This window comes from Planococcus wigleyi (assembly GCF_014836985.1).
Taxonomy (GTDB): domain Bacteria; phylum Bacillota; class Bacilli; order Bacillales_A; family Planococcaceae; genus Planococcus; species Planococcus notacanthi.
On sequence record NZ_JACSPU010000004.1, the window covers coordinates 56525 to 71045 of the forward strand.

General features: G+C 47.9%; 15 protein-coding genes. 11 read left to right on the plus strand and 4 right to left on the minus strand.

The features are described from left to right. Positions 1 to 70: 70 nt before the first annotated feature. Together H9630_RS11640 and H9630_RS11645 are read left to right on the plus strand one after the other, a co-directional pair. Positions 71 to 1501: a carbon starvation CstA family protein gene (locus H9630_RS11640; protein WP_191715660.1), complete on the plus strand. Its 1431-nt coding sequence runs from the start codon at positions 71 to 73 to the stop codon at positions 1499 to 1501. Between the two features lie 145 nt (positions 1502 to 1646). Further along, entirely contained in the window at positions 1647 to 1892 is a 246-nt protein-coding gene (locus H9630_RS11645; protein ID WP_191716079.1) for a hypothetical protein, read from the plus strand. Positions 1893 to 2047: 155 nt separating this feature from the next. Here the strand turns inward: H9630_RS11645 and H9630_RS11650 are convergent, their stop codons facing one another. Beyond that, positions 2048 to 2470: a YgaP-like transmembrane domain gene (locus tag H9630_RS11650; RefSeq protein WP_191715661.1), complete on the minus strand. Its 423-nt coding sequence runs from the start codon at positions 2468 to 2470 to the stop codon at positions 2048 to 2050. Positions 2471 to 2662: 192 nt separating this feature from the next. Here H9630_RS11650 and H9630_RS11655 point away from each other — a divergent pair, with 192 nt between their 5' ends. Beyond that, positions 2663 to 3130 (plus strand): low molecular weight protein-tyrosine-phosphatase, encoded by a 468-nt coding sequence (locus H9630_RS11655; protein ID WP_191715662.1) that lies wholly within the window; start codon positions 2663 to 2665, stop codon positions 3128 to 3130. Positions 3131 to 3180: 50 nt separating this feature from the next. On the opposite strand, the gene H9630_RS11660 is transcribed toward H9630_RS11655, so the two are convergent. Further along, positions 3181 to 4032, minus strand: coding sequence for an NAD(P)H-hydrate dehydratase (locus H9630_RS11660; RefSeq protein ID WP_191715663.1), 852 nt, complete (start codon positions 4030 to 4032; stop codon positions 3181 to 3183). Between the two features lie 206 nt (positions 4033 to 4238). Here H9630_RS11660 and yfkAB point away from each other — a divergent pair, with 206 nt between their 5' ends. The 4 genes from yfkAB to H9630_RS11680 all read left to right on the plus strand — a co-directional run bounded on the left by yfkAB (position 4239) and on the right by H9630_RS11680 (position 7757). Continuing rightward, a complete protein-coding gene (gene yfkAB, locus H9630_RS11665) occupies positions 4239 to 5363 on the plus strand; it encodes a radical SAM/CxCxxxxC motif protein YfkAB (RefSeq protein ID WP_191715664.1) in 1125 nt (374 codons plus the stop codon). A gap of 67 nt (positions 5364 to 5430) precedes the next feature. Beyond that, complete coding sequence (locus tag H9630_RS11670) at positions 5431 to 6378, plus strand: MBL fold metallo-hydrolase (protein WP_191715665.1); 948 nt, start codon at positions 5431 to 5433, stop codon at positions 6376 to 6378. A gap of 139 nt (positions 6379 to 6517) precedes the next feature. Continuing rightward, positions 6518 to 6694 (plus strand): hypothetical protein, encoded by a 177-nt coding sequence (locus tag H9630_RS11675; RefSeq protein ID WP_191715666.1) that lies wholly within the window; start codon positions 6518 to 6520, stop codon positions 6692 to 6694. 343 nt (positions 6695 to 7037) lie between these two features. Then, positions 7038 to 7757, plus strand: coding sequence for a 3-ketoacyl-ACP reductase (locus H9630_RS11680; protein WP_191715667.1), 720 nt, complete (start codon positions 7038 to 7040; stop codon positions 7755 to 7757). A 42-nt stretch (positions 7758 to 7799) separates the two neighbouring features. On the opposite strand, the gene ptsP is transcribed toward H9630_RS11680, so the two are convergent. Further along, a complete protein-coding gene (gene ptsP, locus H9630_RS11685) occupies positions 7800 to 9518 on the minus strand; it encodes a phosphoenolpyruvate--protein phosphotransferase (protein WP_191715668.1) in 1719 nt (572 codons plus the stop codon). After that, a complete protein-coding gene (locus tag H9630_RS11690; protein ID WP_191715669.1) occupies positions 9515 to 9784 on the minus strand; it encodes a phosphocarrier protein HPr in 270 nt (89 codons plus the stop codon). The genes ptsP and H9630_RS11690 overlap by 4 nt, the downstream gene beginning before the upstream one ends. A 202-nt stretch (positions 9785 to 9986) precedes the next feature. On the opposite strand from H9630_RS11690, the gene H9630_RS11695 reads away from it, so the two are divergent. The 4 genes from H9630_RS11695 to H9630_RS11710 all read left to right on the plus strand — a co-directional run bounded on the left by H9630_RS11695 (position 9987) and on the right by H9630_RS11710 (position 14303). Continuing rightward, the gene (locus tag H9630_RS11695) at positions 9987 to 10739 is read left to right on the plus strand and encodes a DeoR/GlpR family DNA-binding transcription regulator (RefSeq protein ID WP_191715670.1); all 753 of its coding nucleotides are present in this window, start codon (positions 9987 to 9989) and stop codon (positions 10737 to 10739) included. After that, positions 10736 to 11668, plus strand: coding sequence for a 1-phosphofructokinase (gene pfkB / locus H9630_RS11700; RefSeq protein WP_191715671.1), 933 nt, complete (start codon positions 10736 to 10738; stop codon positions 11666 to 11668). Before H9630_RS11695 ends, pfkB begins: the two co-directional genes overlap by 4 nt. Next, complete coding sequence (locus tag H9630_RS11705; protein WP_191715672.1) at positions 11665 to 13578, plus strand: PTS fructose transporter subunit IIABC; 1914 nt, start codon at positions 11665 to 11667, stop codon at positions 13576 to 13578. Before pfkB ends, H9630_RS11705 begins: the two co-directional genes overlap by 4 nt. Positions 13579 to 13931: 353 nt before the next feature. Next, on the plus strand, positions 13932 to 14303 hold the full coding sequence (locus H9630_RS11710; RefSeq protein ID WP_191715673.1) for a nuclear transport factor 2 family protein: 372 nt from the start codon (positions 13932 to 13934) through the stop codon (positions 14301 to 14303). Positions 14304 to 14521: the final 218 nt, after the last annotated feature.

Consider the following 14521-nt stretch of genomic DNA (forward strand, 5'->3'; position numbering starts at 1 on the left):
GTTTTCTGAAGGAATGGTCTTTTTTTATTATACTGAGAAAGCGTTTGCAAAAATAGAATAGGGGTGCCCAATGTTTACATTTTTGATTTCCATCGTCATTCTGGTTGTGGCGTATTTTACATACGGTAAATTTATCGAAAAACTGTTCGATCCGATTGAAGCAAGAAAGACGCCTGCCCACGCTAATGCGGACGGTGTGGATTTTGTGCCGATGAACAAACATAAAAACGCACTTATCCAGCTGTTGAATATCGCCGGAACCGGCCCGATTTTCGGTCCGATCATGGGGGCGCTTTATGGTCCGGTAGCGTTCTTGTGGATTGTCATCGGTTCAATTTTTGCAGGAGCTGTCCACGATTACTTGACGGGCATGATTTCCATCCGCAACAAAGGCGCGCATATTCCGGAGCTTGCCGGCAAGTTTCTCGGTGCTGCTTCCCGCCATATCGTCAACGTCTTTGCCTTATTGCTGTTGCTGTTGGTCGGAACGGTGTTTGTCACCACACCGGCATCGCTCTTGTCGATTCTATTGGACGGCAAAGTAGCGGTCGGCATCATTATCGTTATTATTTTCATTTATTATTTCTTATCGACAATCCTGCCGATCGACAAGATTATCGGCCGATTTTATCCTTATTTCGGTGCGGTGCTGCTGGTCGGAACGCTAGGTGTCGGAATTGCGTTGTTGTTTTCTGAATACAAGATACCGGAACTCAACTTCACCAATATGCATCCAGGCGATCTGCCGATTTTCCCGATTCTGTTCTTCACGATTACATGCGGAGCACTTTCAGGATTCCATGCCACGCAGTCGCCGATCATTTCCCGGACCGTGGAAAAAGAATCCCAGGGCCGTTATATCTTTTACGGCATGATGATTGCAGAAGCGATCATCGCTATGATCTGGGCAGCTGCAGCCATGAGCATTTTCGATGGCCAGACATTGAGCGGGCTGATCAATTCAGGTACGCCGTCAGCGGTCGTCAATGAAGTGTCCATGACTCTTCTTGGAGCGGTAGGCGGTACAATCGCAGTTCTAGGCGCCATCGTTTTGCCGATTACATCAGGCGATACGGCATTCCGCGCAGCACGGTCTATTATAGCGGATTACATCAAAGTGGATCAAACAAAAATGGTGAAACGACTGGCCATTGCTATTCCGTTATTCATCATTTCCGCTGTACTGACGCAAATCGACTTTAACCTGCTGTGGCGGTATTTCTCCTGGGCTAACCAGGCGACAGCAGCGATCGCCTTGTGGATCGCTACCATGTACCTTTATATCCAAGCTAAAAATTACCTGGTATCCATGGCGCCGGCCATCTTCATCACTTATATGGTCTTCGTCTATATTCTCAACCAGAAAATCGGGTTTAACTTGGACTTGAACCTGTCATTTGCAGTCGGACTGGTCCTCACGGCGATCATTATCGTGATGTTCTACAGCAAGGCCAGAAAGAATCGAAAAGAAGATGTACAGACCGTTGTCACCGTCGAATAAGCAAAAGCAGGCTATCGCAGCCTGCTTTTTTCTTTAGAAATATGACCATTAATACAAGCCTCTGAAATATTTGTAATAAAAAACTCTTTCTTTCTCCTGTTTTTTTGCTAAAATAAGAACTTGAGGCGATTAGAAGCTTTCAAAGATGGAGCCGGTCGGCCTTAAAAGGGAGGAAGAGTCAATTTCGAATAATTGGTTATGGTTGCCGGTATTGATTTTTTTGATGAACTGCATCCGTTACGTAGAAATAATGGCGTATCGGAGTTTGGCTCTTTATCAGGTCATTTTGTTCTCATTGAATATTATGGGCATACTTTATTTGTCGTGGGTCATTTACAAAGGAAAAATTGAACGAAACAAACCAACCGGCAGACGTCATTATAAAATCTGACAGCCGGTATAAAGAGATGCCTCAATCAGTGGGGATTTTCTTCAGCCCACTGATTGTCACTGCATCCAATCGAAGTCTTATTGCCCGTTAAAACGGGTTAACAAACAGCCAGTCCCTATGCAGAGTAGGGGCTGGCTGTTTTTCTGCTCCGTTATTTAGATAGGATAGTGCTCATCTTCCAACAAGTCTTTCAATGCTTCTTTTTCCAAATTGATTTCACTTATCGTCCGGACGCCTTGCCGGCGGATCATGGACAGTGGCGGACACCAGCCCTGAAGCGCATGCTGCAGCATGAAGACGCTGACGGCTCCAGTGAAATAAGCCCATTTCTTATTGACAGTGAGAGCGAGTAGGGAAGAAGAAAGTGCAAAAGACGCCATCGTGGCTTCCAGTACGCGTTCTGTGTCCCATTCCTGTTCCAGTTCAGAAATCCGCTGTTTGATTGCTTCAGGATCCTTGCGCTTGAATGTGTTGATGCGGGCTTCAGTTTCCCGCTCAATCTTTTCATTGATGTGGTCAGGTGTCGCTTTAGCGACTTTTGATTGAGTGGAAGGCAATGCTTCGATTTTTGCAGCCATTATGGATTCCTCGCTTTCGGTGTTTATACTAGTATTCCGCATTGGGGCAACCATAAACCCTTTTTGGTGATTAACAAAGTTTTCTTCCTTTCTGGTCAGCCGTCGAATGCTGCTGGAGGAGTGGGATGGATGATACAATAGCAGAACATGAATGGCTTTCACGAGAGCTATACGCAATTAGGAGGGGATTAGATGATTCGTGTATTGTTTGTGTGCTTGGGCAATATTTGCCGTTCGCCTATGGCTGAAGCCGTTTTTAAAAATCGGCTGGAGCGGTCGGGGCTGAGTGGGAAAGTGCAAGTGGATTCAGCGGGAACGGGCGATTGGCATATCGGCAGAAGACCACATCCGGGAACACTGAAAATCCTGGAAGCTAACGGCATTTCCGCTACAGGTTTGAAAGGGCGCCAATTGCAAACGGACGATTTTGACGGTTTTGACTATATCGTCGGGATGGACCAAACGAATATTGAAGACATCCGCTCAATGCTGGGCCAGCCCGACCATCCGAAAATTCTGCGCTTCCTGGATTTGACCGATCACTTAAAAGATGTACCAGACCCTTATTTTACGGGAGATTTTGAAGAGACATTTGGGCTCGTCAGTGACGGCTGTGATGCGCTATTGGAGAAAATCAAACAAGATCATTCGATTTCATAAAACAGTAAAAAGCGGCAGGAGATTGATTCCTCGCCGCTTTTGTATGGAATTTAAGATTCGAATGCGGCCCAGACTTCCGGCAGCAACTCTGCCAATTCGTGAGCGAGCAGCGTGTGCGGAGAGCGGGTTTTGGTCCATTCATCCGCACAGGCTCCGTGCATGTGGACGGCGTTCAATACGGCATGTTTCCAGTCATTGTGGCAGCATAACATGCCAAGCATTATGCCTGCCAATGTGTCGCCGGTACCCCCTTTGGCTAATGAACTGTTGCCGGTGGGATTTATCCAAACCTCGCCATCCTGAAAAGCGGTCACCGTGTTTTGGCCTTTCAAAACGATGGCAACGCCTAATTTCTCCGCCCATTCAGCAGCGTAATCCGCCCGGTGTTTTTGAAGTTCATCGACTGCCACTCCTGTAATGCGGGAAAATTCAGCTGGATGCGGCGTTAGGATGACCGGTGCCTGGCGCTCAGCGTAAGTGCGTCTGCTCAACGCGCCGGCATCGACAATCAGTGGCATCGAGCTCTCGAGCAACACACTCAATGCGTCTTCAGTCATGCGATCCGGTTCCGTGCCGGGACCGATTGCCGCTGCCCGGTAAGCATCAACTGAAGCCAGCTGTTCGGCAATTCGCTGCATGCCATTCTGCACATAGGTCGCTTCAGGCAGCCGAGGGACGATCATTGCCATTGCTTCCGCTTCTGTCGCAATGACCAGCTTGCCCACGCCGCTCCGCATTGCACCAAGTCCTGCAAGAAGTGCAGCGCCCGGCATTTCTTTTGTGCCGGCAATCAATAACGCGGTGCCGAAGCTGCCTTTGTGGCTGTTGGGGTCTCTTTCGGGAAGTGTTGCTTTTACTTGTTCTTTTGTCCATTGCGATGGAGTTTCTTTCTGTGGGGACATAGTTGTGCACCTCCAGTTTTAATAGATGAGGCTCTTGTTGATTACTTTACGCAACATATTTTTGAAATGCAAAATTGAGCTGTGAAACTTGACAGGAATTCCATTTAAATTGTTGTGCTAAATTATTGTTGCGGAGCGGCGTATTGCGAAATTCTCTAGCTAGGCGCATACTTAATAGCGCAATAAGCGAATAGGAGATTGAGGATATGACACAAAACTTACAGGCTCGACAGCCGATGAATCCATTGAATGACCCATGGGAGGCTTACCTCGATATTGCACAGCACGGTAAGCCCACACTATCAAGCATTGAATTCACCACTACATATCTATGCAATATGCGCTGTGAACATTGCGCGGTTGGCTATATGTTGGAACATAAAGATCCCGAGGCTTTGCCAATTGAATTGCTGTTGACGCGGCTGGATGAAATTCCGCATTTGCGGACCATCAGTTTGACTGGCGGGGAACCGATGTTTTCAAAAAAATCCGTGGAACGCTACGTGCTGCCTTTACTTAAGTACGCCAACGAACGCGGCGTTCGGACGCAGATGAACTCAAATCTGACGATGCCGCTTGACCGTTATATGCTGATCGCCCCTTATTTGGATGTGCTGCATATCTCACATAATTGGGGGACAGTAGATGATTTTGTCGATGGCGGATTTGCTCATATGGAACGCAAGCCGACTCGTGAGCGCCGCGCCGAGCAGTTTCAACGGATGATCGACAACAGCCGGGCATTGGCTGAAGCTGGAGTGATGGTATCGGCAGAAACCATGCTCAACAAACGGACTTTGCCTCATTTGGCATCTATCCACAAACAAATCGTTGAAGAAATGAAATGCGCAAGACATGAGATTCATCCAATGTACCCCAGTGATTTCGCTTCAAATTTGGAGGTGCTGTCACTAGAGGAAACCAGGACGGCCATTCATGAATTGCTGGATACCCGGGATGATAACACCTGGATGCTGTTCGGTACATTGCCCTTTTATCCGTGCAGCGACAATACGGAGCAATTGGCTTTATTAGAACGCATCCGAAGCAGCAAAAACGTCTCAGTGCGCAACGATCCGGACGGCCGCTCCCGCCTGAATGTCAACATCTTTACAGGGGAGGTAATCGTCACAGATTTCGGGGACACTCCGCCGATGGGCAACATTCAGACCGATTCACTCCCGGCGATGCTCGATAGCTGGCTTGATCGTCCTTTAGCCCGTTCGATCGCCTGCCATTGTCCAGCAGTCAAATGTCTCGGACCAAACCTGTTAGTGAAAAACGCTTACTACCCAGAGGTGGATTTTACCAAAAAAGCTTCCAAGCTTTAAAATGAATGGTAGAATATTCTTGTAATTCATAAAAGCAGAGACAATGAATTCAAAGGGGATGGATAAAGTGGCAGACAAACAACCGATTCGTTTAAATGAACGCATGTACTTGATCGATGGATTTGATTTGGGGTTGCCGGAACGCACCGGTACCTACGTGATTGATGAAGAGCACTTGACTCTAGTGGATACCGGGCCAAGCCCTTCAGTCAAACATGTCAAAAAAGGGCTGGCTGATTTAGGCTTCACATTGGAAGACGTCGAATACATAATCGTCACCCACGTTCATCTGGATCATTCCGGAGGGGCCGGGCTATTGCTTCAGGATTGCCCGAACGCACAAGTGGTGGTGCATCCAAAAGGTGCACGGCACCTGTCAGACCCGAGCCGCCTGATTGCTGGTGCACAGATGGTGTACGGAGAACAGTTCGACCAATTGTTTGCTCCGATTGTCGCTATTCCAGAAGACCGTCTGCTCATCAAGACAGAAGGAGAGGGCCTTGAGATTGGTGCAGCGTGTACGCTTGAATTCTGGGATACCCCAGGACACGCCAATCACCATTTCAGTATATACGATCCAATCAGCAACGGAATTTTCGCAGGCGATACAGTGGGCATCCGCTACGATCAATTGGTAAGGGAAGGCATCGATCTTTATCTGCCGTCCACTTCGCCCAATCAATTTAATCCCGAAGCTATGCAAGATGCCATTGAACGCATGTCAAATGCCAAACTGGACGCCATCTACTATGGCCATTTTAGCCAAACCGATCAACCCGAAGCTGCACTTCGCCAATCCGAAAGATGGCTGAAGGTATTTGTTGAAGAAGGTCAAGCCGCCTACACTGCAGGACTGGCGCCTGAAGAACTCGCTGAACGGTTGTTTAACCGGGTTCAAGATTATTTAAGGACTCAAAACGTAGCGGACGACCACGAAGTTTATCCGTATATCCGCTTGGATATGCAAGTCAGTTCCATGGGGATTTTGGATACATTAGCAAAACAGCAACGATGAACCTGTGCTTATGCACAGGTTTTTTTATGTTTGGAATGCTTCGGTTTAACAAAACAGCCGGTTAGAAACCGGTCCTGGGATTAAAGAAACCGAGAGCGGGTATCTTAAGAATAACAATGGCTAAAAGGAGTGGAGACAAATGGCACAAGACGATAGAAAAAATAAAGATGAAAAAGAACAAGAAAAAGAACAATTCACCGGAACCCCTGAACAGCAGTTTCCAGATCTTGAAGCTGAAGACAAACAGGACCGCCAGAAAGAACAGTACGAAGACACAGCCGAAACAGGCAAAAAAAATTCGGCTTCCAATGAATAAGTCTGTCATGCTACACAGATGAATAATTATTCATATCATAGAAAGACGCAGGGGAAAGATCTCTGCGTCTTTCTATGTATTCAAAATCTATTTATGAATAATTTATTCAATAGGGTCGAAAGATGAATATTTATTATTCGTAAAAGGCGGGATTGAATTGAATGAATTATTCAAAATGAAAAACCCCTTGAAGTGGAATATTTTTTCTTTTGGTCCTGTTTATTCATTTGCCTATTAAGGGTAAAGGGGAAATACGAACTGATTACGGATTAGCTGTTTTGTTCGCCGTAAAGAATTTTATAAAAATCAACTGGAACATATTTTGAGAGGTGGAGTTTGGGCTATGCAATTACTGACGGAGAAAACGGCTTTTATAACAGGAGCGGGAAAAGGAATTGGACGTGCAACGGCGCTGGCTTTGGCCAATGAAGGCGTCAACGTCGGTTTGATCGCCCGCACAGAAGCGGATTTAACGAAGTTGGCGGCGGAGATCAAGTCATTGCGAGGCCGTGTGGCTTATGCAGTGGCAGATGTTTCTGACCTTCAGCAAGTGGAAGCCGCCATTGAAAAGTTGACAGATGAACTTGGAACAGCCGATATATTGATCAATAATGCCGGCATCGGCAAATACGGCTCATTTTTGGAGTTGGCGCCGGAAGAATGGAAACGAGTCATCGATGTGAACTTGATGGGCATGTATTATGTCACTCGGACGGTACTGCCCCAATTGATAGAGAAGAACGGGGGAGACATCATCAACATTTCTTCCAGTTCAGGTTTGCGGGGGACAGCAGGTTCGAGCGCCTACAGTGCTTCGAAATTTGGTGTACTCGGCATGACAGAATCATTGTCTCAGGAAGTCCGCAAACATAATATCCGTGTCTTTGCTTTGACGCCGAGCCGTGTGGTGACGGATTTGACGTATAAAGAAGGAGAGACCGATGAGGAAAAAGAGAAATTCATGCATCCAGAGGATCTGGCGGAATATATGGTTGCGCAATTGAAGCTGCATCCTCGGATCTTTATTCCGACATCGAGCCAATGGGCGACTAATCCATTTTAATTCAAAAAAAACGAGCTGAGGGAATTTTCCCTCGGCTCGTTTTTAGTTATTGGAAAGGTTGGTGACGTAATCTTCAACTTCCTGGGAAGTGCTGAGCGCCAGGATGCGGTCTGTGTGCTGTGCCATTTCAGCTTTGGAAAGCTTGCTGATCTGGGAACGTGCTTTTAGAATCGAAGAAGCGCTCATTGAGAACTCATCCAAGCCTAAGCCGAGAAGAATCGGGATGGCGATTTCGTCTCCCGCCATTTCTCCGCACATGCCGGTCCATTTGCCTTCGCGGTGAGAAGCGTCGATGACCATTTTCACCAGGCGCAGGATAGCCGGGTTGAATGGCTGGTACAAATACGACACGCTTTCATTCATACGGTCTGCGGCCATGGTGTACTGGATCAAATCGTTGGTGCCGATCGAGAAGAAATCGACTTCTTTGGCGAACGTATCCGCCATGACAGCGGTTGATGGTATTTCAACCATGATGCCGACTTCGATTGACTCACTTACTTCAATGCCTTTAGCCTGAAGTTTCGCTTTTTCCTCTACTAACAAAGCTTTCGCTTCGCGGAATTCATCCAGCGTCGCGATCATCGGGAACATGATTTTCAAGTTGCCGTGGACGCTGGCACGAAGCAACGCACGCAGCTGCGTACGGAACATGTCCGGCATTTCCAGGCATAAACGAATGGCGCGCAAGCCAAGGAACGGGTTGAGTTCTTTTGGCAGATCCAAGTAAGACAGCTCTTTGTCGCCGCCGATATCCAAGGTGCGGACAACGGTCGGTTTGCCTTCCATGCCTTTTAAAACGCTGGCATAAGCTTCGACTTGCTCATCTTCCGTCGGAAACTGGTCGCGGCCCATATACAGGAATTCCGTGCGGTATAAGCCGATTGCTTCGCCGCCATTATCGAGGACGCCGGCAATGTCTTTTGGTGTTCCGATATTGGCGCCGATTTCAACGGCCTGGCCGTCAGAGGAAACCGTCGCTTCGTTCTTCATTTTGGCCCATTCGGTTTTTTGTTCGTCATAAGCCGCTTGCTTGTTTTGGTATTCTTCGATGACGCTGTCTTCCGGATCGATTAAAATCGTTCCATCCAATCCATCCACAATGACGGTCATGCCGTTCTGGATATCCGCCATGGCGGTTTTCGCTCCGACCACTGCCGGGATTTCCAGCGTCCGTGCCAGAATTGCCGAGTGGGAAGTGCGCCCGCCGATGTCCGTAATAAAACCTTTGACGAACTGGGCATTCAACTGAACGGTATCAGAAGGCGTCAAATCTTCCGCGATGATAATGACTTCATCGGAAATCATGCTCGGGCTTTGGATGGTGACACCCAAGAGGTGAGCCAACACCCGTTTTCTGACGTCGCGGATATCCGCAGCGCGTTCTTTCATGTAATCATTGTCCATCGCCTCAAACATGGAAATGAACATGTCTGTAGTTTCCTGCAATGCAAACTCTGCATTGACGTGGTCAGTGGTGATTCGTTCTGTAATCGGTCCGACCAGTTCAGGATCGCTCAAGACCAGCAAGTGGGCACCGAAAATCGCCGCTTCTTTATCGCTGATCGTTTCAGCCGTTTTCTTTTGGATCACTTCCAGTTCCGCAATGGATTTTTCCAATGCAGAAGTCATTCGTTCCAATTCGCTGTCGATATCCGAAACTGTCCGTTTATCAACATTCAATACCGGATTTTCCAAGCGAAAAGCTTTAGCGATGGCTATCCCATTCGATGCTGCAATTCCGGACATTGTTTTTGTCATGGGGTTGAAATCCCTTCAGACTGCATGACGGCTGCTGCTTTCTCAATGGCTTCGTTTTCGTCTTCTCCATCAGCTGCGATGGTGACTACTGAACCACTAGGAACGCCTAGCGACATAACACCCAAGATTGATTTAAGGTTCACTTTTTTACCTTTATGTTCGATTGTGATGTCTGATTTGAATTTTGATACGGCTCCAACCAATGCGGAAGCCGGACGTGCGTGCATACCTGCTTCATCTGTAATTGTGAATTGTTTTTCGACCATGATTGATTTCCTCCTTTTGTAAGTGCAATCGTTTTTTAGCATTCTTCTGACCGTTCATGCCGTTCATGACGGTTTTTGAGCGGATAACCATAAGAGAAGTACGTTTTTGATTGCTTATGAACGATTATGATTGATTGTGGAAGCGATTTCAAGTAGTATCTATTTAACAGAACTTTTACTCTATTAAAAAGAAGGTGATTACTTGTTGACCAACGAACGGCATGCCTACATTTTGCGGCTGTTGGATGAAAAACAGACCGTCAAAATCCAGGAGCTGGTGGAATCGACAGGTGCGTCAGAATCGACGATCCGAAGGGATTTGACGGATCTTGAACAGTCTCGAAAACTGGAACGCGTTTTCGGCGGAGCGATTCTGCCGGGTCAAAACCTGCTGGAACCCAGCATCAAAGACAAATCGACGCAATTCCTGGATGAAAAAATCAGGATTGCGGAATTTGCTTCTTCTTTTGTCCAGCAGGGAGACAGCGTTTTCCTGGATGCGGGTACCACGACCTTTCAACTGATTCCGTTTCTGAAAGACAAGGATCTGGTGGTCGTCACGAACGGGCTAACGCTTGTCGAAGCCCTGAACGACCAAGGCATCACCACTTACTTGACCGGCGGGTTGATGAAACCAAGAACCGGCGCCTTTGTCGGTTCCCATACCATCCAAGCTTTGCAGAACTACCGCTTCGACATCTGCTTTCTTGGAATCAATGGATTCCATGCGGATTACGGCTATACGACACCGGACCCCGAAGAAGCAGCTGTCAAGCAACTGGCCAGTTCCCTGGCCAAAAAAACCTATGCGCTCGCTGATCACTCCAAAGCCAATAAAATCAGTTTTGCCAAGATTATGGATTTGGACCGCGCCACTTTAATTGTAGATGAAATTTCCAAAGAAGCCAATGCTGGGCTTGAAAAAAAGACAACAGTAAAGGTTGTGGACCGATGATTTACACCTGTACCATTACACCATCCATTGACTACACAGTATATGTACCCGAATTCAGGAGCGGAAAACTGAACCGCTCTGACGAAGTCTACTATTACCCGGGAGGAAAAGGCATCAACGTGTCCCGCGTCTTAAAGCGCCTCGGCGTCTCCAATCAAGCACTCGGCTATGCCGGCGGCTTTACGGGGCATTATATAGAGGAGTTTCTGAAAAATGAAGGGGTCGATGCTGATTTTATCCAAACTTCGGAAATCACCCGCATCAACGTCAAAATCAAATCGGACGAGGAAACCGAACTGAACGGGCCTGGCCCTGAATTGAACGGCGATCAGCTGGATGCGTTAACTGAAAAAGTTCGTTTGATGGCAGAAGGCGACTGGTTCATTTTAGCCGGCAGCCTGCCCGGTTCCATTGATTCGGCTTATTTCCTGGAGCTCGCGAACATCTGTGCAGCCAATCAAGTGCATTTTGTACTCGACACTTCAGGGCCTGCATTGAAAAGCCTTCTGGCCGCTCCGGTCTTTCTGGTCAAACCTAATCAACAGGAGCTGGGCGAATTGTTCGATGTGAAAATCAGCACAGTGGCAGAAGCTTTCCGCTACGCCAAAAAACTGGTGGACCAAAATACGGACCATGTCATCGTATCCATGGGAGGCGAAGGGGCACTTATGGTAACCCAAGACGGTGCCTGGCTGGCCAAAGCGCCACGAGGACAAGTCGTCAACACCGTCGGTTCGGGTGATTCGCTGGTATCGGGGTTCATTGCTTCCTACACCGCACAACGCGATCCACTGGAAGCTTTCCGATACGGAGTGGCAAGCGGCTCCGCCACCGCTTTCCGGTCCGATCTTTGCCGCTTTGAAGATGTTGAAAACCTGTTGGGCCAAGTTGAGATTTATCCATTCGAAGAAAAGGGTGTGACTCCATGAAAATTACGCAGCTGTTAACTGAAGAAACCATTATCCTAAACCTATCCGCTACAACCAAACAACAAGTGCTTGAAGAACTGGCTTCCCAACTGGAACGTGCCGGCAAATTAGCGGATAGAACCGCATTCATTTCAGCCATCCTGGAGCGCGAGAGCCAAAGCACAACGGGCATCGGCGACGGCATCGCCATTCCGCATGCCAAATCAGCTGCGGTCAAATCGCCGGCCATCGCGTTTGGCCGTTCGTCTGAAGGGCTGGACTTTGAATCGCTCGACGGCCAGCCAGCAAATCTGTTCTTCATGATCGCTGCCAGTGAAGGCGCCAATGATGACCATTTGGAAGCGCTGTCCCGTCTTGCAACTTTCCTGATGGATGACAAGTTCCGCACCAATATCCTGGCAGCCCAGTCCAAGCAGGAAGTGCTGGAAGTGATTTCCGCCAAAGAAGCTTCTCTGGAAGAACCGGAAGAAGCGGCAGAAAACATTCCCGCTGACAGCACACAGAAAAAAATCCTGGCCGTCACGGCATGTCCGACAGGGATCGCGCACACGTACATGGCTGCAGAAAAACTCAACGAACGCGCGAAAGAGCTGGGCATCGCTTTGAAAGTGGAAACCAACGGATCGAGCGGCGTCAAGAACCGGTTGACTGATGAAGACATCGCTGGAGCGGATGCCATCATCGTGGCGGCAGACACCAAAGTGGAAATGAGCCGTTTCAACGGCAAACCGGTTATTCAGACGGGTGTCGGCAAAGCCATTTATGAAACGGATACTCTTTTGAACCGCGCCGTAACGGGCGATGCCCCCACCTACAAACATGACAAGTCGAAAGACGAAGCGGATGCAGGCGAAACCAAAGGCGGCTTCTATAAGCATTTGATGAACGGGGTATCGAATATGCTGCCGTTCGTTGTCGGAGGCGGTATCCTAATTGCCATCTCGTTTTTCTGGGGCATCAACGCGTCAAATCCTGACAGTCCTGAATACAATGAATTCGCGGCTATGCTGAATACCATCGGCGGCGGCAATGCTTTCTTCCTGATGGTTCCGGTACTTGCCGGATTTATCGCCATGAGCATCGCAGACCGTCCCGGATTTGCACCAGGTATGATTGGCGGATTGATTGCCATCACAGTTACGGGTGTTGAAGAAGCGAGCGGCGGTTCCGGATTCCTTGGCGGATTGATCGCCGGGTTCCTGGCCGGTTACGTGACGCTATTGGTCAAAAAAGTATTTGCCGGACTGCCGAACTCCTTAGAAGGCTTGAAACCGGTCCTGTTTTACCCGGTCTTTGCGATTGCCATCACCGGCATCATCATGATGCTCGTCAACCCGCAGCTGACTAAAGTCTACACAGCGATTTCAGCGTTTCTTGAAAGCCTGGGCGGCACGAACCTGGTGCTCGTCGGCTTGTTGTTAGGCGGCATGATGGCCATCGATATGGGTGGTCCCATCAATAAGGCAGCTTATACATTCGGCATCGCAATGCTGGATGCGCAAAACTTCAATTTCATGGCGACGGTCATGGCGGCCGGAATGGTTCCGCCGCTGGGCATGGCCATTGCCACAACTTTGTTCAAGAACAAATTCACCAAACCGGAACGCGAAGCCGGCAAAACGGCTTACGTCCTTGGTGCCTGCTTTATTACTGAAGGCGTCATTCCATTCGCTGCAGCCGACCCGGCACGTGTCATTCCAGCTTCAGTGGCCGGAGCGGCTGTTACAGGCGCCTTGGTCATGCTGTTTGATATCGGGCTTCGTGCACCTCACGGCGGTGTCTTCGTCATCGGCCTTGTCGACGGCGGCGTGGCCAGCATCTTGATGTATGTCCTTGCAATTCTTATAGGTGCTGTTGTCACCGCGATTGTTGCCGGGGCATTGAAAAAACGTGTGGCAGTTGCCGCATAATGATTAACCGCTTCAGGATTTCTGTCCTGAAGCGGTTTTTTTATTTGGTTGCCGTTCCGCAAAATAAATGCTTTAACGCTGTGATTTTGCGTATGATTCTCCTGCAAAATGGGTATTGAATAATACAATAACACCTACAGGGCGGAGCCGGTTGGCAAAATGGATTAGAAAGAGGTGAAAGGACACTGACAGGACACTGACAGGAGTCACCATATGCAGTGGATCATTTTCAGGGGGAATGACTGTTTTGGCGCATGACCATCCAGGAAAGATTTCATCCGCAGGCATGCTGCTTGCCGACAAGACACAAGAAACTATACGAAAGGAACGTTAAGTGGAAGGAGCGGCTAAGAATGAAAACGGCAAGAGATACGGATTTTTTCTGCCAATTTAATGAAGCATTCTTTCAAGGTGACCGGGAATTCATTGAAGCAAGTATTACTGAAGACGTAGTATGGACCATCGTTGGATCCGAACCGATCAGAGGCAAGCAAGCGTTTCTTGATGTGGCATTCGGCGTAGAAGAAGGCTATACCAATATGAACTGTACGACTGAACTTTCTTTGACTAATGGCAGGGAAGCGGCGCTAAAAGGAAAAATGATCAAGAAAGGCGACGGGGATAAACCAAAAATTTACGCTTTTTGTGACTTTTACGTATTGGGTAACGAAGAAGATGGAAAAATAAAGGATATGACCACTTTCGTTATCGAATTGAAGGATTAAAGAATTATAAGTAACCCTCTGGCGGGAAGCGGAGGGTTTTTATTAGGGCAAAGACAAAAGCGAGAGGGTGTTCATAACTATAAATGTAATTACTTACATAAGGTTAAACACAAAAAGTTCAAAACATGTAAACAATGAAAAAGAAAGCAAATTAGAAAGATCACTACTGCAATAAATGTAAATGAATAAAGATAGGATGACTGAACCTTTGGCATTTC